Origin of the sequence: uncultured Roseobacter sp. (assembly GCF_947493125.1) — a bacterium.
Classification (GTDB): domain Bacteria; phylum Pseudomonadota; class Alphaproteobacteria; order Rhodobacterales; family Rhodobacteraceae; genus Roseobacter.
The window spans coordinates 393209-415353 of sequence record NZ_CANLQB010000003.1; the positions used below are offsets into that span (position 1 = coordinate 393209).

The window sequence follows — 22145 nt, forward strand, 5'->3', positions numbered from 1 at the left end:
CGCCCGGTCAAAACAGGCTCAGCTGTTCCGGCGGCGGCGTGAAGCGGGCGCGCAGATCCGCGCTGTCGGTCAGCGCGCCGGGGCTCCAGCCCTGTGCGGTGATGAACGACCGCGCCTTCTTCATCGACGCGCCGATGCGCAGCAAATCCTCATAGCGCACCCGCCGATGCCGCCGCGTGCCCAGGATCCGGTTGACGGTTTTCACCCCGAACCCCGGCACGCGCAGCAGCATCTCACGCGACGCATGGTTCACATCCACCGGAAACTGGGCGCGATTGGCCAGCGCCCAGGCGAGTTTGGGGTCCACCTCCAGATCGAGATTGCCCCCGGGGGCAACTCCGGTGATCTCATCCAGTTGAAAATCATAGAACCGCAGCAGCCAATCCGCCTGATAGAGCCGATGCTCGCGCTGCAGTGGCGGGCTGATCAGCGGCAGCCGCGACGAGGCATCCGGGATCGGCGAGAAGGCGGAGTAATAGACGCGCTTGAGCCCGTAAGAGCCATACAGCCGCGTCGATTGCCCCAGAATGGTCGCATCATTGGCCCCATCCGCCCCCACGATCACCTGCGTCGACTGCCCCGCAGGCGCAAAGCGGGGCGGGCGCTTGCCGGTATGGCTGCGGTCTTTCGCGGCCTGCCGCCGCAGCCGCACATCGGCCATCGCGCGGCGGATCTGGTCCGGGCTCTTCTCGGGTGCGTGCTGCTTGACCGAGGCATCGGTGGGCAGCTCCACGTTGATCGACAGCCGGTCCGCCAGCCGCCCCGCCTCCTCGATCAGCTCGGGCGCCGCGTCCGGAATGGTCTTGAGATGAATGTAGCCTCGAAAGTTCTCCTCCTCGCGCAGCTTGCGCGCGATCCGCACCATATCCGCCATCGTCGCGTCCGGAGACCGGATGATACCGGAGGACAAAAACAGCCCTTCGATGTAATTGCGCCGGTAAAACTCGATGGTGAGCTGCACCACCTCCTCTACAGAGAACCGCGCGCGCTGCACGTTCGACGACACGCGGTTGATGCAATAAGCGCAGTCATAGATGCAGAAATTTGTCATCAGGATCTTCAGCAGGCTGATGCAGCGCCCGTCCGGCGCGTAAGCATGGCAGATGCCCGAGCCTTCGTTCGAGCCCAGCCCCTTGCCATCCCGGCTGTCCCGCCTGGTCGAGCCGGACGATGCGCAGGAGGCATCGTATTTCGCCGCATCGCTCAGGATCGCGAGCTTTTCTTTCAAGGTCAATCGCGCCATATGTTCCTGATATGTTCTCATTCGAGTCAAATCAAGCAAAAGCCCCTGCGACCTCTTGGCGCCACACCGGGAAGCCGCTCAAAAATTAATCACCGGGTGCGCCGGACGTTCGCGCTCTTGCTGCAGAGCAGCATCGCTGGTTTACAAACCTTGGCCCACACAGCGATTTAGAGGCCAATGACGGGGAAGATGTCCATAATTGTGGTCGAGGCGGATCGGGATCGCGCGATGCAGATCGTCGATGGCCTGCAGCAGGCCGGTGAGTTCGATATCCAGGTGATCTCGGAGCGCACCCGGCTTGCGCGGGAAATCATGGCGCGAGAGCCGGATATCGTGCTGATCGACATCGCCAACCCCTCGCGCGACACGCTCGAAGAGCTCGCCATCGCCTCCGGGCCCATGGACCGCCCCGTGGCCATGTTCGTAGACCGCTCCGAGGCCGGGCTTTCCGATGCGGCCATCGAGGCGGGCGTCTCGGCCTACGTGGTCGACGGGTTGCAGCCCGCGCGCGTCAAACCTGTGCTCGATGCGGCCATCGCGCGCTTTCGGATGTTCCAGCGCATGCGCGCCGAACTGGCCGAGACCAAGCGCGCGCTGGAAGAGCGCAAGCTCATCGACCGCGCCAAGGGTATGATCATGAAGGCGCGGGGTGTCGAGGAAGAGGAAGCCTATGCCATCCTGCGCAAGGCCGCGATGGACCAGGGCAAGCGCGTGGCCGACGTGGCCAGCGCGCTTGTCACCGCCGCCGGACTTCTGTCATGAGAACCGCCACCGTCTCCGTTGGCTTCATCCCGCTGGTCGATGCCGCGCCGCTGATCGTCGCGCAGGAGATGGGGTTCGCCGCACAGGAAGGCATCGCGCTTGACCTCAAACGCGCGCCCTCCTGGTCGAGCCTGCGCGACATGCTGAGCTTCGGGCAGGTGGACGCCGCGCATATGCTCTCCACCGTGCCTGTCGCGGTCGCGATGGGCTTGGGCGGCGGCGGCACCCCGCTCGCCGCCGTCTCGGTGATGTCGGTGAATGGCAATGTGGTCGGTTTGAACCGTGTGCTCGAACAGCGCCTGCGTGACGTGGGCTTTGGCTTCGACTTCAAAGATGCCAGCGCCGCCGGTCAGGCCCTGTTTGAGGTCAGCGACCGACCGCTGCGCGTGGGCGTGCCCTTTCCGTTTTCCATGCACGCAGAACTCGTCTTCTACTGGCTCGCCAGTCTTGGTTCGGTCGCCGACGGGCAGATCGAGATCCGCACCGTGCCGCCTCCCCTGATGGCTGAAGCCATCGAAGCGGGCGAGATCGACGCCTTCTGCGTCGGCGAGCCCTGGGGTTCCCGCTCGGTTGAGAAAGGTGTGGGCGCGCTTCTGCTGCCCGGAACGGCCATCTGGAACTTCGCGCCCGAAAAGGTGCTGGCGGTGCGGCAGGACTGGGCCGAGACCGAACAATCGCTGCTCTTCCGCCTGATCCGTTCGGTCTGGCGCGCGGGGCGCTGGCTGGCTGAGGCGGATTCGACCTTGCTGGCGAGCGAACTGCTCAGCAAACCCGCCTATCTCGACCTGCCGCCGGAGCTGATCGAACGCGCCCTGACCGGGCGGCTCACCATCAACGCTTCGGGCGAAGAGCGTCACACCCCGCAATTCGTCGAATTCGCCCGTGGCGCGGCCAACTTCCCCTGGCGCAGCCAAGCGGAGTGGATCGGGCACCAGATGGCGCTGCGCACCGGGCACGATCCCAGTACCGCGCGACAGGCCGCCGCACAGGTCTACCGCACCGACCTTTTCCGTGCCGCCTTGAAGGACACGAGCGCCGATTTGCCCGGCGCCTCGTCGAAAATCGAAGGCGCTTTGGACGGCGACACCGCCGTCGCCTCCGCCGCGGGCCGCGTGATTCTGTGTCGCGACCGGTTCTTCGATGGGCGCGTTTTTGAGCCGACCGGTTAGCAACTGCCGCAATTTTGTGCAGGCGCGGCGCATTCACTGCTGCATCGCAGAAAGTTTTTCGAAAATGCGCTACTCCGACTTGCCCGCACGCCGCGCAACTCGGCATACCTATGGTATCGGCGGACAAGGATGTCCGTCACCGAATTACGCCCCTCGACTGGGGATTTACTGAGCAAAGCCGCTCGATCTGACCCGCCTCTCTCCTCCCCGGCGGTGAAGATCGGCGGCTTTTTTTCTTGCCCGGAGGTCGGGCGCGAGAGCGAAAGGCTTTGATATGAAACACATTCTTCTCGGACTGGCCGCCGCTGCCACGATCACGGGACCAGCAGCGGCGCAATCGCTGGAGCTGGAAAAGGACGAGCTCACCTTCGGCTTCATCAAGCTGACGGATATGGCGCCGCTCGCGGTCGCCTATGAAAACGGCTACTTCCTCGACGAGGGTCTCTTCGTCACGCTGGAGGCGCAAGCCAACTGGAAAGTGCTGCTCGACGGCGTGATCGACGGCCAGCTTGACGGCGCGCATATGCTTGCGGGCCAGCCCCTGGCGGCGACCATCGGTTTCGGCACCGAGGCGCATATCATCACGCCCTTCTCCATGGATCTGAACGGCAACGGCATCACCGTCTCCAACGAGGTTTGGGAGATGATGAAGCCGAACATCCCCAAAATGGACGACGGTCGTCCCAAGCATCCGATCAGCGCCGAGGCGCTGGCGCCCGTGGTTCAGTCCTTCAAGGACAACGGCGAGCCCTTCAACATGGGCATGGTCTTCCCGGTCTCGACGCACAATTACGAGCTGCGCTACTGGCTGGCGGCGGGGGGTCTGCACCCAGGTTATTACAGCCCCGAGAACATCTCCGGCCAGATCGGCGCGGATGTCTTCCTCTCCGTGACGCCGCCACCGCAGATGCCCGCGACGCTGGAAGCCGGTACGATCCACGGCTACTGCGTCGGCGAGCCCTGGAACCAGCAGGCGGTGTTCAAAGGCATCGGCGTGCCAGTGATCACCGACTACCAGCTCTGGAAGAACAACCCCGAAAAGGTCTTCGGCATCACTGCCGAGTTCGCCGAGCAGTACCCCAACACCACGCTGGCGATCACCAAGGCACTGATCCGCGCGGCGATCTGGCTCGATGAGAACGACAACGCCAACCGCCCCGCGGCAGTCGAAATCCTTAGCCAGCCGGAATACGTTGGCGCGGACTATGACGTGATCGCCAACTCCATGACCGGCTTCTTCGAGTTCGAGAAGGGCGACAAGCGTGACATCCCCGACTTCAACGTGTTCTTCCGCTACAACGCGACGTACCCCTTCTACTCCGATGCGATCTGGTACCTGACGCAGATGCGCCGCTGGGGGCAGATCGACGAGGCGAAGGACGATCAGTGGTATCACGATGTGGCCAAGGATGTTTACAAGCCCGAGATCTATCTCGCCGCGGCCCGTCTGCTGGTGGATGAGGGCCTCGCCAATGAAGCGGACTTCCCCTGGGACAGCGATGGCTACAAAGCCGCGACACCTGCCGAGGATATCATCGACGGTATTCCCTACGACGGACGCAGCCCGAACGCCTATCTCGACAGCCTGCCGATCGGCCTGAAAGCCGGTCAGACGGTCGTGGGCTCCGAGGTCCGCGGGTGACGGGGGGGCGCGGCGGGGCAAGGCAGGGTTAACCCCGCCTTGCCCCGCCGCGCGCTCCGCACCGACGTGATACCGACGCAAAACAGACGCGCCACCGACAGCCCTTTCGATCCCCATCCAGGAGACCCCAGATGACCACAGTGGACCCGGATTTCGCCGCCGAAGAGGCCCGCGAGGCGCGCCGCGCGCGGCTCTTCACGCGCATCAACAAGGCCGACAGCTGGTTCCAGGTTCTGGGCCTTGCCTGGATCACGCCGCTCCTGAAGGCCGCCGCTGGCGACAACCCCCGCGCCCAGATGAAAGACCTGTGGCGCCTCGCGGGGGTGCCGCTTCTCGCGATCTGCGCCTTCCTGCTGATGTGGGGCACGCTGGCGCCTAAAGTGCAGACCTCGCTCGGCGCCGTGCCCGGTCCTGCGCAGGTCTGGACCGAGGTGGTCAACCTGCACGAAGACGCGCAGGCCAAGGCTGCAAAAGAAGCCAAATTCAATGAGATGGTCGAGAAGCGCAACCAGAAGCTCATCGACGCGGGCAAGGCGGATCAGGTCAAGACCATTGCCTATACTGGCGCTCCGAGCTACTACACGCAGATCTGGACCTCGATCAAAACCGTCTTCTTCGGTTTCCTGATCGCGACGGTTGTCGCCGTGCCCTTGGGCATCGCAGCGGGGCTCTCTCCCACCGCCAACGCAGCGCTCAACCCCTTGATCCAAATCTTCAAACCGGTCTCGCCGCTCGCCTGGCTACCGATCGTGACCATGGTGGTCTCGGCGGTCTATGTGACGCAAGACGGCTGGTTTGCCAAATCCTTCCTGATCTCGGCGATCACTGTGACGCTCTGCTCCCTCTGGCCCACGCTGATCAACACGGCCCTTGGCGTAGCCAGCATCGACAAGGACTTGGTGAATGTCTCCAAGGTCTTGAAAATGAACACCTATACCAAGATCACCAAACTGGTGCTGCCCTCGGCCCTGCCACTGATCTTCACCGGTCTGCGCCTTAGCCTCGGCGTCGGCTGGATGGTCTTGATCGCGGCAGAGATGCTCGCCCAAAATCCGGGGCTGGGCAAATTCGTCTGGGACGAATTCCAGAACGGTTCCTCCAGCTCGCTGGCCAAGATCATGGTGGCGGTCTTCACCATCGGGATCATCGGCTTCCTGCTCGACCGGGTGATGTACGCGCTGCAATCGCTCTTCACCTTCACGAACAACCGGTGAGCGGCATGGGTATTTTGACATTCGACAAGGTCTCACTCGCATTTGGTGAAACGCCGGTTTTGAAAGACATCAACCTCAGTGTCGAGGAAGGCGAGTTTCTCGTGATCCTCGGCTTCTCCGGCACGGGCAAGACCACGCTGATCAATATGATGGCTGGGCTGGACACACCCTCCACCGGCAGCGTGACCTTCCGCGGCAAGCCAATCACCGGGCCGGGGCCGGAGCGGGGGGTGATCTTTCAGAACTACTCGCTGATGCCGTGGCTCACGGTCACCGGCAATGTGCGGCTGGCGGTGGATACTGTCTTTCCAAGGCTGTCGTCATCCGAGAAGGCCGAGAAGGTCGCGCATTTCGTCAAGATGGTGGGCCTGAGCCACGCTGCAACCCGTCGCCCGGCGGAGCTGTCGGGCGGGATGCGCCAACGGGTGAATGTTGCCCGCGCGCTGGCGATGAACCCGGAGGTGTTGCTGCTGGATGAGCCGCTCTCGGCGCTGGACGCGCTGACCCGCGCCAATCTGGCGGATGAGATCGAACACATCTGGGAGGCAGATCGCAAGACCTGCGTTCTGATCACCAATGATGTGGACGAGGCGATTGTTCTGGCCGGCCGGATCATTGCGCTGACACCTGAAGGCACCTTGGGCCAGGAGTTCAAGGTTAGCATCCCACGTCCGCGCGAGCGCACAGCGATGAACAACGACGCCACCTTCAAGGCGCTGCGGGCCGAGGTCACGGGCTACCTGATGGACGTGGGTATCGAAGCCAAGGTCGAAGGCACGCGCGAGCTGCCGGATGTGACGCCCATTCATGACGTGCCCACGGCGGTGGCCGATGCGCAGAAAGGTCTGATCGATCAGCGCTTTCTGGACTTCAGCCAGCTGCACAAGGTCTACCCGACGCCGAAAGGGCCGCTGACCGTGGTGGAGGACTTCGACCTCAAGATCGACCGGGGCGAGTTCATTTCCCTCATTGGGCACTCTGGCTGTGGCAAGTCGACCGTGCTGACCATGGCGGCGGGTCTCAATGAGATTTCCAAAGGGGCCATCAAACTCGACGGCCGCCATGTGGAAGGCGCGGACCCGGAGCGGGCCGTGGTCTTCCAGTCGCCCAACCTCTTTCCCTGGCTGACAGCCAAGGAAAACGTCGCCATCGGCGTCGACAAGGTCTACCCCCGTGCTTCCCGCGCGGAGCGGCAAGACGTGGTCGAATACTACCTCGAACGCGTGGGCCTCGCCGACGCAATGGACAGATCCGCCGCTGATCTGTCCAACGGGATGAAGCAGCGTGTGGGCATCGCGCGAGCCTTTGCGCTCTCGCCCAAGCTGCTGTTGCTCGATGAGCCTTTCGGCATGCTCGACAGCCTTACCCGCTGGGAGCTGCAGGAGGTGTTGATGGAGGTGTGGTCGCGCACCAAGGTCACAGCGATCTGCGTCACCCATGATGTGGATGAGGCCATTCTTCTCGCCGACCGCGTGGTGATGATGACCAACGGCCCGCAAGCGACCATCGGCAAGATCACAAAGGTCGATCTGCCGCGCCCCCGCACGCGCAAGGCGCTTCTGGAGCATCCCGACTATTATACCTATCGGCAGGAGGTGCTCGACTTCCTGGAGGAATACGAGCACGGCAACACGCCCAAGGCGGCGCAGAAGACTGCCCCCAAGGCGATGGCGGCGGAGTGATGGAAATGAAGAATCCCTTTCGAATTGATGCTGCCCCCGGCGGATATGCCGGGGAGCGACCGACCGCCCCCGTCAAACCTTTGGTTTGCCTTCAGCAAAACGGCGGGCGCTTGCAGCGCGACGCCCGCGACCGGTCGCTCCTCTCATTACTCCCAACTACGGGTGCATCCCATGTCTAGGAAAAAACTCATCGTCATTGGGGCTGGCATGGCGTCGGGCAGGGTGTTGGAGCATCTGACCGAGGCGAACCCTGACGCCTATGACATCACGCTCTTCAACGCGGAGCCGCGCGGGAACTACAACCGCATCATGCTCTCGCCGGTGCTGTCGGGTGAAAAGACCTACGACGAGATCGTCACCCATGGTGACGACTGGTATGCCGGGTCGGGTGTGACCTGCCACTTTGGTGAGCGCATCGCAGCGATAGACACCACCGCCAAGACTGTCACCTCTGAAACAGGAGAAATGCTGGGCTACGACAAGCTGCTCTTTGGCACTGGGTCCAACCCCTTCATGATCCCGCTGCCGGGTCATGATCTGGAAGGAGTCATTGCCTACCGCGATCTCGAAGATACCGAGCGGATGATGGCCATGGGGCCAGACAACAAGGTTGTCGTCATCGGCGGGGGCTTGCTGGGGCTGGAGGCCGCGGCTGGGATGGCCGCGCGTGGCGTCGACGTGACCGTGGTGCACATCATGGGCCACCTGATGGAGCGGCAGCTGGACGAGGCGGCGGGCTACCTGCTGCGCAAGTCGCTGGAAGACAAGGGCATCACAATCCTCTGCGGCGCGAATTCCAAGGAGATCCTTGGCGCCGACGGGCGCGCCCGTGCGTTGCTGCTGGACGATGGTACGGAACTGCCCTGCGACCTGCTGGTTATGGCGGTGGGCATCCGGCCTAATGTGGCGTTAGCACAAGCCGCTGGGCTGGCTGTCGGGCGAGGCATCCATGTGGATGACCAGATGCTCACTTCGGTTGAGGACGTGCTCGCCGTCGGTGAATGCGTCGAGCATGACGGTGCTGTCTTTGGCCTCGTCGCCCCGCTCTATGATCAGGCGAAGGTGGCGGCCCAAACCTTGCTGGGGCAGGAGGCCGCTTTCGTGCAGAGAAGCCTCTCCACCAAGCTGAAGGTCACGGGCTGCGACCTCTTCTCTGCAGGCGATTTCGCCGAAGCGGAGCGGCGGGAAGATATCGTTTTCCGCGATCCGTCGCGGGGTGTCTACAAGCGGCTGGTGATCGAAGAGAACCGGCTGGTCGGCGCCGTCATGTACGGCGACACAGCCGACGGCAACTGGTTCTTCGGGCTCATCAAGGACGGCACCGACATCTCCGAGATGCGCGAGACGCTGATCTTTGGCCCGGCCTATCAGGGAGGGTCCCCCGTGGACCCCCTGTCAGCCGTTGCAGCCTTGCCGCCTGAGGTGGAAATCTGCGGCTGCAACGGCATTTGCAAATCCACGATTACCGACGCTATCGCCGGTGGCGCAACCGACCTCGGCGCCGTACGCGCGACCACAAAGGCCAGCGCGTCCTGCGGCACCTGTACGGGGCTGGTAGAGCAGTTGCTGCAGGTCACGCTGGGCGATGACTTCCAGATGCCTGCCGCGCAGTCGGTCTGCGGCTGCACCGACCTCACCCATGAGGACGTGCGGCGGCTGATCAAGTCGCAGGAGCTGAAGTCTCAGGCCGCTGTCTGGCAGGAGCTGGGCTGGACAACACCCAACGGCTGTCATGTCTGCCGCCCGGCGGTGAACTTCTACCTGCTGGCCGATTGGCCACTGGAATACCGCGACGACCCGCAAAGCCGCTTCGTGAACGAACGCAAGCACGCCAACATCCAGAAAGACGGCACCTTCAGCGTGGTCCCGCGCATGTGGGGCGGCATCACAAACCCGGATGAGCTGCGCGCGATTGCTAACGCCGCAGAGAAATACGATGTGCCGACCGTCAAGGTGACCGGTGGGCAACGCATCGACCTTTTGGGCGTGAAAGGGGAAGACCTGCCTTACATCTGGGCCGATCTGAACAGGGCCGGGCTGGTCTCGGGCCACGCCTATTCCAAGGGCCTGCGCACTGTGAAAACCTGCGTGGGCACAGATCACTGCCGCTTTGGCACGCAGGATTCGACGGGTCTGGGCATCAAACTGGAACAGATGCTTTGGGGCTCATGGACGCCGCATAAACTCAAACTGGCCGTCTCGGGTTGTCCGCGCAATTGCGCCGAGGCGACCTGTAAGGACATCGGCGTCGTCTGCGTGGATAGCGGGTATCAGATCAGCATTGGCGGCGCAGCGGGCATGGACGTGAAGGAAACCGAACTGCTGGTGCAGGTGCCGACCGAGGAGGAGGCCATCGAGGTCGTGATGGCCGTGACCCAAGCTTACCGCGAAGGCGCCAAGTATCTCGACCGTATCTACAAGTGGCTGGCCAAGGTCGGCATGGACTGGGTCAAAGAGCAGGTGGTCGAGGACCTCGACAACCGCCGCGCGCTGGCCGAGCGGTTTGAGCTGTCGCAGAGCATCTATCGCAAAGACCCTTGGGCCGAACGCGCCAAGGAACCCGCGCCCTTTGCCCCGCTCGCAAATCTGGAACTGGAGGCCGCGGAATGAGCTGGATCGACATTGGCCATATCGACGACATCCCGTTGCGCGGCGCGCGTGTGGTCAAGACGCATGTGGGCTGTGTCGGGCTCTTTCGGACAGGCGAGGCCGAGGTCTTTGCCGCCTCAAACAGCTGCCCGCATAAGGGCGGCCCGCTCAGCGAAGGGATCGTGCATGGGCAAAAGGTGACCTGCCCGCTGCACAACTGGGTCTTCGACCTGAACACGGGCGAAGCGATGGGCGAAGACGCCCGGATCGCCACCTACCCGGTGCGTCTGGAGCAGGGGCGCATCCTGCTTGACGGCACAGCAGTGGGCAAGCGGAGCGCGGCCTGATGGACGGCAGCGGCTTGCCCGAGACACGCTCGACCTGCCCCTATTGCGGGGTCGGATGTGGCGTGTTGCTTCGCCCGGACGGGCAGGGCGGACTTGCCGTGCGGGGCGATCCCGACCACCCGGCCAATCGCGGCAAGCTCTGCTCGAAAGGTGCAGCTTTGGGCGAGACCGTCGGCTTGGACACGCGATTGCTGGCGCCGCAGGTGGCCGGCGCGGAGGTTCCCTGGGACGACGCACTCGCACATGTGGCCACGCGCTTCTCCGAGACCATTGCAGAGCACGGGCCGGACAGCGTTGCTTTCTACGTTTCGGGGCAGTTGCTGACCGAAGACTATTATGTTGCCAACAAGCTGATGAAGGGCTTCATCGGCTCAGCGAATATCGACACGAATTCCCGCCTTTGCATGGCCTCGACCGTCGCGGGGCACAAACGTGCCTTCGGGACGGACACGGTGCCTGGCACCTACGAGGATTTGGACGAGGCGGACCTGGTCGTGCTGGTCGGCTCCAACCTCGCCTGGTGCCATCCGGTCCTCTACCAAAGGCTCATGGCAGCGCGGGCCACGCGCGGCACCCGGATCATCGTGATCGACCCGCGCCGCACGGCCAGTTGTGATCAGGCGGATCTTCATCTGGCATTGGAGCCGGGCAGTGATGTCGCACTCTTCAACCACCTGCTGACGCAGATCTACGAAGGCGGCGCACTCGACAAATCCTACCTCAGACATGTCTCCGGGTTCGACGCGGCGCTTTGTGCGGCCTATGTCGACGATGTGACAGTGACCGGGCTCGACCGCAGCGATGTTAAGCAGTTCTGCGCTGCCTGGATCGGCACCGAGAAAGTCGTCACTGTTTTCAGTCAAGGAGTGAACCAGTCCACGTCGGGCTCCGACAAGGTCAATGCGATTCTGAACTGCCATCTCGCCACGGGCCGGATTGGAAAGCCGGGCATGGGGCCATTCTCCGTCACCGGCCAGCCGAACGCCATGGGCGGGCGTGAAGTGGGTGGGTTGGCCAACACGCTCGCCTGTCACCTCGATCTGGAGAACGCGGTTCACCGTGCCGCGGTGCAAGAGTTCTGGGGCGGGGGGTGGCTGCCCACTGCGCCGGGCCTGAAGGCCGTCGATATGTTCCGCGCGGTTGAGGCGGGGGAGATCAAGGCGCTTTGGATCATCCATACCAACCCGGCGGTGTCGATGCCCGAAGCGGACCGGGTCGCCCGTGCCATCGCCGGATGTGAGTTCACGGTCGTCAGCGACATCACGGCGGCGACAGATACGGCGCGCCTGGCCGATGTCCTTCTGCCTACCACTGCCTGGGCCGAGAAGAGCGGTACGGTCACCAATTCCGACCGGACGATCAGCCGACAGCGCGCGGTGCTGCCCCCACCGGGCAGCGCGCGCGACGATTGGGCCATCCTCGCGGAGGTGGGCCGGTGCATGGGCTGGTCCGACGCGTTCGACTACACCACTTCGGCGGAGATCTTTCGCGAACATGCGGCTTTGTCTGCGGTTGCCGCGCGCCTGGGGCGTGACTTCGACATTTCGGCGCTGAGCGATCTGGATGATGCGGCCTATGAGGCGCTGGCCCCCCTGCGCTGGCCGCTCTCGGCCAAGCAAAGCTGCGGGCGGTTCTTTGCGCGGGGCGGGTTCTTCCACCCGGATGGCAAGGCGCGCATGTTGCCGCTGCGCGCGCGGCCCCCGGTCGCCCGGACAGACGGGCGTTATCCTTTCAGGTTGAATACCGGGCGCATCCGGGATCAGTGGCACACCATGACCCGGTCCGGTCTGTCACCGCGCCTGTCCTCGCACCTGGCTGAGCCGTTTGTAGACATACACCCCGCTGACGCAGATCGGATCGGAGTGTCTCCGGCAGAGCTGGTCCGTCTGACCAGCCCCCATGGCACTGCCATTCTACGCGCACGGATCGCCGATGCGCAGACTCCGGGGCAGCTCTTTGCTCCGATGCATTGGACAGCCCAATATGCGCCCACCGGGCGGATCGACGCGCTGGTTGCAGGCGCGGTGGATCCCGTCTCGGGCCAGCCGGAAAGCAAGGCAGCTGTTGTGGCGGCCACGCGTTTTGACGCGGCATGGTACGGGTTCGCCGTCTCGGCGCAGCCGCTGAACCCTCGGGCATCCTACTGGGCGCGCGCGCGCACCGCCGCCGGCTGGCGGGCGGAGCTGGCCTGCACAGCACAGGTCTCCGACTGGGAGGCCGAGGCACGGCGCATGTTCGACCTGCCCACCGCCAGCCTGCAGAGTGTCGAGGATCCGGCGCGCGGCACCGTGCGGATGGCATTTCACGAGGGAGGGAGGCTCATCGCGGCGCTTTTTGTCTCGCCGCAGCCCGTTGCGGTCATGCGCGATTATCTGGCGGGGCAAATCCACCAGCCGGGTTGCGATGTTCTGACCGGGCTTACACCCGCCGACCGTCCGGATCCTGGGCCGGTGATTTGCGCCTGCATGAATGTGGGGGTGAACACGATACTCACAGCTATCGAAACCCAAGGCGTCATATCGGTTGAGGAGATCGGCACCGCTCTGGGTGCCGGTACGAACTGCGGCTCCTGTCGGCCCGAGCTTCGCGCTCTTCTGGAAAGCCGGACCGTTCGGGAGGCTGCAGAATGACCGCGTCTGACGATGTGCGCAGAGGCCGCGCGGGAGGCGATGACGCCACCGCCTGAAAGAAAGGACTGTCATGAAGAGCTTTCCCATGTTCATCCGCACAACCGGGCGCCGCGTGGTGATCCTGGGAGGTGGCGAACAGGCGGCGCAGAAGACGCGCCTGATCTTGAAGAGCGACGCCAATATCGAAATCGCCGCGCCCGAGCTCGATCCGGAACTTCAGGGTGTGGTCGCCCAGGGTCGTGCAACATGGCACAGCGGTCGGGTGACGGCCGCCTTCTTCCGGGATGCCGCCATGGGCTTCATCGCCACAGGATGCCCCGGGCTGGATGCCAGCCTGCACGGGCTCGCGCGTGTTGCGGGCTGTCCGGTCAACGTCGTCGATCAGCCGGCACTGTGCGATCTGACCACACCGTCGATTGTCGACCGGGACCCAGTTGTCGTGGCCATCGGTTCGGACGGCACGGCACCGGTCCTTGCGCGCCAGATCAAGACGAAGGTTGAAGAACTCTTGCCGCCGACGCTTGGAGGTCTCGCCGCTGTGGCCGGTCGGTTGCGGGCTGCGGTGGCGCAGCGGGTGCCGCGGCCTGTGCGCCGCGCATTCTGGCGCTGGGTCTTTGCCGAGACGCCGCGGGAGCTCTGGGCGCGCGGCGCCGAGCGGGACGCCGTTGACACGATCAAACGGGCCATCGCATCGGGTGGCGCGCCGGGCGTGGCGTCCCATGGCTCCATCGCACTTGTCGGGGCGGGACCCGGGGCGCGGGATCTTCTGACCTTGCGGGCGGTCGCGCGCCTGCAGGAAGCGGATGTGATCTTCTATGACCGGCTGGTGGACCCGGAGGTGCTCGAGCTGGCGCGCAGGGATGCGGACCGGGTGTATGTCGGCAAGGTGGTGGGCACGAGCGCCTGGCCACAGGAGCGCATCAATGCGCTGATCGTGTCCGAAGCGCTCAAGGGCAGGAGGGTGGTGCGTCTCAAGTCAGGGGATCCGGGCATCTTCGGGCGCGCCGGTGAAGAGATCGCCGCCGCCCGCGCGCGCAACATTCCAGTCGAAATCGTGCCCGGCGTGACGGCGGCCTGTGCCGCTGCCGCCAGCGCTGGCACCAGCCTGACGGAGCGTGGCGTGACGAACAGCCTCGTTCTGGCCACAGGGACGGGCGCGCATGGCGGCGTACTGCCTGACTGCGTGCGCCTGAGCGGTCCCGGCACCAGCACGGCCTTCTATATGGCCGCCCGTCAATCAGGTGCGATCCGGGAGGCCCTGCTGGGGCGCGGGCTGCCCGATGACACGCCATTTACGCTCGCCGTTGACGTCACAAAACCGACGGAGCGGATCCTCCGCGGCCGGGTCGCTGATCTTGAGGAGGTCGTGGCCGAGCATCAGGTCACCGGCTGTGCGGTGATCTTGATCACCTGGCCGCTGACGTTGACCGCGCCGAGGGTGCCCGCCTCATTTCCGTCCCGCGCGGCCTCCGCCTTGGACGACGATTTGCGGCTTTCGGCTACCGCCTAGGCCACAGTCGCAGGCCGACGCATATCCCGCTCAAAGTTTGTTCAGCGGTATTTTCAGCGCCATGTTGCCGTCGCGATCGCGCGGTACTTCGCCGGCGCGAATATTCACCTGCAAGGAGGGAATGATCAGATTGGGCATCGACAGTTGTGCATCCCGCTCCGTTCGCATTTTCACGAAGTCATCGCGGCCCTTTCCACCGCCCACGTGAATGTTGGCGGCCTTCTGCTGTCCGATCGTGGTTTCCCAGGCGATGGCACGGCCACCGGGGCCATAGTCGTGACAGACAAAAAGGCGCATCTCTTCGGGCAGACTGAGAATGCGCTGAATGGAATCGTAAAGCTCGCCTGCGTCACCACCGGGGAAATCCGCCCGCGCCGACCCGCCGTCCGGCATGAAAAGCGTGTCTCCCGCAAAGGCTGCATCGCCGAAGATATGCACCATGCAGGCGGGCGTATGGCCGGGGGTGTGCAGCGCAAAACACTCCAGCGCGCCAACGTGATAGCTATCGCCGTCCTTGAACAGCGCGTCGAATTGCGAGCCATCGCGCTGGAATTCCGTCCCCTCATTGAAGATCTTGCCGAAGGTGTCCTGTACGGTCTGGATGTGCTCACCGATCCCGATCTTCCCACCCAGCTTCTGCTGGATGTAGGGTGCGCCAGAGAGATGATCGGCGTGCACATGGGTCTCGATGATCCAGTCCAGCGTCAGCCCCTGCGCTTCGATGTAGGCGATAACCTCGTCCGCGCTGTCGTAACTCAATCGCCCCGCGGCATAGTCGAAATTCATGACCGCGTCGATCACGGCGCAGGAGGTGCTGTCAGGATCGGTGACCACATAGCTGATGGTGTTGGATTGCGGATCGAAGAAGGACTGTACCTTGGGGTGCTTGTCCATATGAACCTTGGGCAAAGTCATTTCAGCGTCTCCCATTGATCATGATCCTAACATGCCCGCTCGGTCTCGCAAGCACCGCGCCCGGCTGGACCTCTCCCAAATCCGGCTGGATGCCAGGTCGATCTCGAGTGACCGCGACCCGGTCGAAGGCCCGCCGCGTGGCGGTCTCAATCCGATTTCTCCACCTGTTCGACGGGGCCGCCTTGGTCCGCCCAGGTGGAAAACCCTTCTTTCAGATGCGCCGCTTCAAACCCCATGTCCTGCAGCGTCGCGACTGTCAGGGCCGAGCGCCAGCCGGAGGCGCAGTGAAAGACGTATGTCTTGCCGCTCTGTCCGAAGACCTCTTTGTAATAGGGGCTGTCGGGATCGACCCAGAATTCGACCATGCCGCGCGGCGCATGTACGGCACCGGGGATCACCCCCGTCCGCTGCCGTTCGCGAATGTCGCGGATATCGACGATCACCACATCCGGGTCGTCCACCCTAGCGATCAGATCCGCGGTTTCAATCTCCTCGATCCGGTCCCTGGCGGCCCGGACCATCTCGGCTGAGGTACGCTTGAGTTTGTTCATGTCTGTCAAGCCGCTTTCCTGTGACCCTTACAGTGTGAATATCGCGATCCGTGATGCGCGGTTCAACCGTCTGTCGATACCTTTGGCAAGACCATGACCCCACACGTCACCAGCGGCGTGGGCGCCAAGCGCCTGACAGAGGGGGTGGTTGGTCGCGGGGCCGGTCCTGTTTCGGTCATCTCCGGGCATAGGGGCAGGCCGCATTGCAACAATGAACCCCATGATCGGGTTGGGTCTGACCCGCTTGAGACCCCGATTGCCCTCGGCCCTAACGTCAGGTCTCAGGTGGGCTCACGTCAACCGACACAGCCTTCAACGGACAGACGGTGAGTGGGGAGTTCTTCCTCTGTGATCGGCGGTGGCTATGGGCCTGAAACCGCGCCGTCTTGCGCGGGCAAGAAAACACGCAGGCGGAGGAGCCGGTCGTCGAACAGACGGGCGCGCGGCAACAAGATGAAACATTGGACCGGTCCGGATGACGCGCGGATCGCCGCGTCTCGGAACGTCCGGCGCCTTCGAGAGCCTCGAACCACATCCGCGCGTCGATGTCGAAGCTGCACCGTCTGCTACGGCTCGCGTGCCCTCCCATCGAGAGACCTCACCGTCGATCTGGCGACCATGCGGGTCTCGAGCTCCAGCGGCCGCGCGCGCTCTCCTGTCTCGATCCATCGGGCGAGCCTCTCGGCGGCACAGGTGCCCATTCGCGTCACCGGAAGATGCACGCTGCTCAACGGGGGCCAGATGCTTTGCGAACTCGGCAAATCGTCCACCCCCACCACCGACATGTCCTCCGGCACCCGAACGTCCAGCCGTCGCAACCCGTTCATGGCGCCCTGAGCGATCACATCCGAGAGGCACAGGATCGCCGTCACCCGCGGATCACTCTGCAACACGTCCTCAACACTTTCGGAGGCAGCGAGGCCCATCGGCACGTCGTGGAATTGAAGAGCTTGCGCGGGTTGCCGTTTCAATGCACGCACCCGGGCGCGGGTCCTGTCGTTGTCACGCATCGGACCGGAAAGGACCGCGATAGTCTCATGACCCATCTCAACAAGATGATCGAGAGCGCGGAGCGCCGCTGCGCCATTGTCGTACCCCACCGTGACCAGCGGGCTCGACGGGTCGAAATACGAGGTGGCGATCACCGGTGTCTTGTACCGTGCGATCAGATCCCCGAACGCGTCGCTGTGCGACAGGCCAGAGACGACAAACCCCTCGACACCCAGATTGAGCAAATCCTGCGCGCGCCGGGCCTCTCGGTCCGGGTCATCATGCGTGGTCGCGACCACCAGCGAAAACCCGTGATCCGCAAGCTCACGTTCCAATGCGTCGAGAAACCGGGAGAAGATCGCGTGATCGAGCGTCGGAACCAGGGCGCCGACCATGTAACTGCGCCCGGAATTGATGACACGGGCCGCTGCACTTGGGACAAAGTTCAGCGCGTCGATTGCACTGCGGACCCGCGCTTGCGTTGTATCTGCCACCGAGGACGCGCCGCTGACCACGCGCGACACGGTTGCCACAGACACCCCGGCATACCGCGCGACATCGCGCATGTTGTGACGTTTCTTCGCTGTCTTCTCGGTCAATTCTTGCTCCTCTAGAGGCCGAAATGGTGGCAAGGCCGTTGACATATATCCCACACTTCGATCATCGTGTAACTAGTTACATCTGGCCCGGCGCGACCTGTCATGCAAAGTCTCCAGCCCCTGCGCAGCTTTTCCAACGTTGGATATGTTTCGGAGAGCCGCAACTTCGCGGGTTTTGCGTCCAATAATTCAGTTTCCCATCGGATCGAACCGCGCGGCAGCCTGCGCCTGAAGGTCGGCGAAGGCGATCTCATCCGTATCGTGCTGGCGGGACACGACAGGCATCTGGGCCTTCTGGCCTTCGGACCGGACGGGTCTCGACAGGAGGCCGCCTTCGGTATCACAACAATAGATTCGGTTTCGAGCGATGACTTTGCCTCCGCACCTCTTCTCGGCTGGCTGCATGCGCAGCGCTGCGATGCTCCAAGCGGTTTGTCCGCCGGTCGGGTCGCATTCCAGGACGACGGGGTTGTCTTGCGGGCGCCCTCGGCCCTGACCGTGTGGTTGGTCAATCCGACATCGCAAGTGCAGCTTGTCGACGGAGGACGCGGAGCTACAGCCTTGGTGGAGCATACCGCGCACTCCACCCCCGCGCGCCTACCGGAGCCATTCGGCGATGTCAGAGAGGAATTCACCATCCCGCGCGGCACGGCGCGGGCCTATGAGATTCAACGCGGCGAAATCTTGCAGGTGATCGACGTCGAGGGTCAGCAATGCTCCGACTTTCAGGCGTTCGGTCTGGCCGCGCTGGGCCGCGCTCAGGAACGCCTGATTGATGCAACGGCCACGCGCAGCATGGTCCGCCGATCCTTCCCCGGTCCGGGGCTCTTCGACAAGTTCTTCGACGCGGCGATGACGCCGATGCTGCGGGTTGTGCGTGACACCTGCGGGCGACACGACACCTTTGGCATGGCCTGTACGGCGCGGGGCTATGAGGAGCGCGGATTTCCCGGGCACGTCAATTGTTCGGACAACATCTCGGAGGCGCTGGCGGACTTCGGCGTCGCACCGCGCACGGCCTGGCCCGCAATCAACTTCTTCTGGAACACCTGGATTGATCCGCAGCACCACATCCAGACCGATGAAAGCCACTCCCGACCCGGGGACTACGTGGCCATGCAGGCGCTGGACGATCTGACCTGCGTCAGCACCGCCTGTCCCGACGACATCGACCCCATAAACGGCTGGAACCCGACGGATGTGCATATCCGCATCTATCGGTCCGATACCAAGCTCACACGATCGGTTGCCTATCGCCACAAAGAGGACGCGCCCATGCAGATCAGTCAGGAATCTGCCTTTCACGAGAGACTGGCGCCTCTGACCGACCAATTCGCTCCCGCGCGCGATCTCTGGTTGCCCGTCTCCTTTCCGTCCCACGGCACCCTGGGAGAGTACTGGGCCTGCCGTGAAGCCGCCACGCTGCAGGACATGAGCGGGTTGCGGAAATACGACGTGGTTGGGCCGGACGCAGAGCGGCTTTTGCAGCGCGCGTTGACCCGCGATATCGGACGTCTGGCGGTGTGGCGCGGCAGCTACGCCCTAATGTGCGACGACACAGGCCAGGTGATTGATGACGGCACACTCTTCCGCATGGCTCCGCATCTGTTCCGGTGGTGCTGCGGCTCGGAGGAGAGCGGGCGCACCCTTAAGGCGCTGGCGGATCGCGACGATCTGCAGGTCCGGATCCACGACCTGGGCGGCGCCTTGCCGAACCTCGCGCTTCAGGGGCCGAAATCCAGGGATATCCTGCGCAAGATTGTCTTTACGCAACCTCATGTGCCGACGCTGGACCAGCTCAAATGGTTTGGCGCGACGGTCGCGCGCATCGGAGATCGTGACGGCGTGCCGTTCTTCCTGACCCGCAGCGGATACACCGGCGAGCTGGGCTACGAGCTCTTCTGTTCAAAGGAGGATGCCGTGCGTCTTTGGGATGCCGTGATGGACGCGGGAGCGTCTCTTGGTCTCAAGCCGATGGGGTCAGCCGCGCTGGAAATCATCCGGATCGAGGCCGGGCTGGCTGCGGCCGGCGCCGAGTTTGCCGCTAGCGTGGATGCCTATGAAGCCGGTCTCGGTTTCGCGGTGGACCGGAAGGCGGCCGACTTCGTGGGCAAAACGGCTCTGGAGCGCAATGCCACAGCCCCCCGGCGCCGGCTGAAAGGACTGCTGTTTGACTGTCAGGATGTGCCCCCGCAAGGCGCTCCCGTCTATTGCGGCGAACGGCAAGTGGGCACGATCACCTCTGCCACGCAATCGCCGCTTCTGGAGCGGTCAATTGCCATGGCACGACTGAGTGTCGAGCACGCCGAGACGGGGAAGACGCTGGAGGTCGGACAACTCGATGGGCGCATGAAGCGTCTGACAGCTGAAGTCACCGATGTACCCTTCGTCGACCCGAAACGGGAGAAGGCGCGCGCCTGAGATACCCTGCCGTTCGGTCGGACGTTCGGGCTCGATCACGTTTGTTGGGCGTTGTCCTCGGCGGCGGAGCCGCGATCTGTCGGCTGGAAGCCGCCGGAGTCTCAAAAAACTTAGCATCTGGCGCTCTGTTCCGAGGTCATTTTGCAACACTTCGATTCCAGTGCGCTGCGCATATTCCCACCACCGCGCAAGATTGTTACCGATGGATCAAAGACAACAGGGCGGAACTTGGCGTTTATGAAGACGGGCTGTCACGGCACGTTTGTTATCAAATGGTCTCAAACGGAAATCGACGGCCTGGACGCGCCGTCGCTTCTGTCGCTCACCGTTGGGGCCGCGTGGTCCTGGCGCGGCGACGCGGTTCAAATCGACGGGCCTGCCGGTCTTCTGCGCATTGATCGGGACGGCTGCACCGACGCCTTGCGCCGTCGCGCCACCGCGCGTGTGTACCGGCTCGTTCATAATGCGCTCGAGGGGGGATCTTTGCATATGGCTCACCCCATCGCCAGCGCCGCGAGCCTGCCCTCACAAAGCTTTGCAGTCACGGACGGTGCGCGCAGCTATGCGGCCACGATGATCGGCGGCGCCGATGAGGCCGGACCTTTGCTCATGTTCGTCGACGAGCTGCCACCGCGTGGCACCGATCTCTGGGTGGAGCGACAGACGCTGCACGACCCTATGATCCGCGAGCCACAGGACGACAGCTCCGCCGTCATCTGTTTCACCCTGGGCACACGTATTGCCACGCCCTCCGGGCCGCGCCTCATCGAGCATCTCAAGATGGGAGATCTGGTGCTGACCAAAGACGATGGGCCGCAACCGGTGCAGTGGATCGGACGCCGTCATATGAACGGCACCCGGCTGCTGACCATGGCGGGGTGTCGACCTGTGCGCATTCGCGCGGGCGCTCTCGGCGTGGACCGACCGGACCAAGAGTTGCTCGTCTCGCCGCAGCATCGGATGCTGATCACCGGCAGTGCGGCTCGCGCGCTCTTCAACACGCCCGAAGTGCTGGTCACCGCGAAGGATCTCGTCGACGGCCGCAAGATCGTGGTAGACCGCTCGGTCAAGGAAGTTGTCTATATCCACTTGCTGTTGCCACGGCACAGCGTCATCTGGGCCAACGGTGTGCTCACCGAGAGCTTCCACCCGGCGAGCGCTGCGCTGTCAATGCTTGACCCAAGCGACCGGGACAGGCTCCTGCAGCAACACCCGCGGCTTGCGCGCGATCCGCGGGCCTATGGCAGTTACGCCCGGCGCAGCCTTACGCGCCCCGAGGCAGTGCAGCTGCGGTACGCCGCCTAGCTGTCTGCACCGATCACGGCGGCAATCACTGCCTTGGCGCTGTCGCTCGACCAGTTTGCATCGCCCCTCAGGCGCGCCACTTCGCGGCCCTCGGGGTCGATCAGAACCGTGATCGGCAGTCCGAATATCGCCATTTGACTGGCCAGTGCCTGTTTTGGGTCCTGATGGCGCGGCAGGTTGTCGACGCCGATTTCGGCAAAGAACTTCTTGATGCCTTCGGGCGAATTCCGCCCGGTTGCGATGGTCACGACTTCAAAGTCATCGCCGCCATATTCCGCCTGCAGCTCTGACAGTTGCGGCATTTCCTTGCGGCAGGGCGCGCACCAGGTGGCCCAGAAATTCAGCAGGATGTATTTGCCGCGATAGGCTTCGAGTGTTTGCTGCCCCGCTCCATCCGCAAGGTCATAGGCGGCGTTTGACGTGGCTTCGGGCACTTCATGGAAGACCAGCTTCTTCATGTCGCCATCGCGCAACAGTGCGGCAGCGGCCAGGTCGGCCTGAGCAGCGGCAGGAGCCATGATTGCGCCTGCGCCGAGGGCCGTATAAACGAGCGCAGCAAGAATTCTTTTCATATTC

General features: G+C 63.6%; 16 protein-coding genes. 11 read left to right on the forward strand and 5 right to left on the reverse strand.

Going from position 1 to position 22145, the window contains the following annotated elements; translation table 11 throughout:
• Positions 1 to 7: 7 nt before the first annotated feature.
• Positions 8 to 1243: a putative DNA modification/repair radical SAM protein gene (locus Q1A71_RS08385; protein ID WP_299673960.1), complete on the reverse strand. Its 1236-nt coding sequence runs from the start codon at positions 1241 to 1243 to the stop codon at positions 8 to 10.
• A gap of 177 nt (positions 1244 to 1420) precedes the next feature.
• Here Q1A71_RS08385 and Q1A71_RS08390 point away from each other — a divergent pair, with 177 nt between their 5' ends.
• The 9 genes from Q1A71_RS08390 to cysG all read left to right on the forward strand — a co-directional run bounded on the left by Q1A71_RS08390 (position 1421) and on the right by cysG (position 14788).
• Positions 1421 to 2005, forward strand: coding sequence for an ANTAR domain-containing protein (locus Q1A71_RS08390; protein WP_299673962.1), 585 nt, complete (start codon positions 1421 to 1423; stop codon positions 2003 to 2005).
• Positions 2002 to 3174: a CmpA/NrtA family ABC transporter substrate-binding protein gene (locus tag Q1A71_RS08395; RefSeq protein WP_299673964.1), complete on the forward strand. Its 1173-nt coding sequence runs from the start codon at positions 2002 to 2004 to the stop codon at positions 3172 to 3174. The genes Q1A71_RS08390 and Q1A71_RS08395 overlap by 4 nt, the downstream gene beginning before the upstream one ends.
• 274 nt (positions 3175 to 3448) lie before the next feature.
• Complete coding sequence (locus Q1A71_RS08400; RefSeq protein WP_299673966.1) at positions 3449 to 4816, forward strand: CmpA/NrtA family ABC transporter substrate-binding protein; 1368 nt, start codon at positions 3449 to 3451, stop codon at positions 4814 to 4816.
• A 131-nt stretch (positions 4817 to 4947) separates the two neighbouring features.
• Entirely contained in the window at positions 4948 to 6030 is a 1083-nt protein-coding gene (locus Q1A71_RS08405; RefSeq protein WP_299673968.1) for an ABC transporter permease, read from the forward strand.
• Between the two features lie 5 nt (positions 6031 to 6035).
• Positions 6036 to 7712, forward strand: a complete 1677-nt coding sequence (locus Q1A71_RS08410; protein WP_299673970.1) for an ABC transporter ATP-binding protein — start codon at positions 6036 to 6038, stop codon at positions 7710 to 7712.
• Between the two features lie 171 nt (positions 7713 to 7883).
• A complete protein-coding gene (gene nirB, locus Q1A71_RS08415) occupies positions 7884 to 10322 on the forward strand; it encodes a nitrite reductase large subunit NirB (RefSeq protein WP_299673973.1) in 2439 nt (812 codons plus the stop codon).
• Complete coding sequence (nirD, locus tag Q1A71_RS08420; RefSeq protein WP_299673974.1) at positions 10319 to 10648, forward strand: nitrite reductase small subunit NirD; 330 nt, start codon at positions 10319 to 10321, stop codon at positions 10646 to 10648. Before nirB ends, nirD begins: the two co-directional genes overlap by 4 nt.
• Positions 10648 to 13278 carry a nitrate reductase gene (locus Q1A71_RS08425; RefSeq protein WP_299673976.1) on the forward strand — a complete coding sequence of 877 codons (2631 nt, stop codon included), beginning with the start codon at positions 10648 to 10650 and terminating at the stop codon, positions 13276 to 13278. Before nirD ends, Q1A71_RS08425 begins: the two co-directional genes overlap by 1 nt.
• Before the next feature lie 85 nt (positions 13279 to 13363).
• Positions 13364 to 14788, forward strand: coding sequence for a siroheme synthase CysG (gene cysG, locus Q1A71_RS08430; protein WP_299673979.1), 1425 nt, complete (start codon positions 13364 to 13366; stop codon positions 14786 to 14788).
• 30 nt (positions 14789 to 14818) lie between these two features.
• Here cysG and Q1A71_RS08435 read toward each other — a convergent pair whose 3' ends face one another.
• From Q1A71_RS08435 to Q1A71_RS08445, 3 genes are all read right to left on the reverse strand, one after another.
• Entirely contained in the window at positions 14819 to 15703 is an 885-nt protein-coding gene (locus Q1A71_RS08435; RefSeq protein WP_299674322.1) for an MBL fold metallo-hydrolase, read from the reverse strand.
• Positions 15704 to 15849: 146 nt separating this feature from the next.
• Positions 15850 to 16254: a rhodanese-like domain-containing protein gene (locus Q1A71_RS08440; protein WP_299674325.1), complete on the reverse strand. Its 405-nt coding sequence runs from the start codon at positions 16252 to 16254 to the stop codon at positions 15850 to 15852.
• A gap of 566 nt (positions 16255 to 16820) precedes the next feature.
• On the reverse strand, positions 16821 to 17843 hold the full coding sequence (locus Q1A71_RS08445) for a LacI family DNA-binding transcriptional regulator (protein ID WP_299673981.1): 1023 nt from the start codon (positions 17841 to 17843) through the stop codon (positions 16821 to 16823).
• A gap of 102 nt (positions 17844 to 17945) precedes the next feature.
• On the opposite strand from Q1A71_RS08445, the gene Q1A71_RS08450 reads away from it, so the two are divergent.
• Together Q1A71_RS08450 and Q1A71_RS08455 are read left to right on the forward strand one after the other, a co-directional pair.
• The gene (locus Q1A71_RS08450; RefSeq protein WP_299673983.1) at positions 17946 to 20264 is read left to right on the forward strand and encodes an aminomethyltransferase family protein; all 2319 of its coding nucleotides are present in this window, start codon (positions 17946 to 17948) and stop codon (positions 20262 to 20264) included.
• Positions 20265 to 20501: 237 nt separating this feature from the next.
• A complete protein-coding gene (locus Q1A71_RS08455; protein WP_299674328.1) occupies positions 20502 to 21569 on the forward strand; it encodes a Hint domain-containing protein in 1068 nt (355 codons plus the stop codon).
• Here the strand turns inward: Q1A71_RS08455 and Q1A71_RS08460 are convergent.
• Positions 21566 to 22141, reverse strand: a complete 576-nt coding sequence (locus Q1A71_RS08460) for a TlpA disulfide reductase family protein (RefSeq protein WP_299673985.1) — start codon at positions 22139 to 22141, stop codon at positions 21566 to 21568. The genes Q1A71_RS08455 and Q1A71_RS08460 overlap by 4 nt on opposite strands.
• Positions 22142 to 22145: the final 4 nt, after the last annotated feature.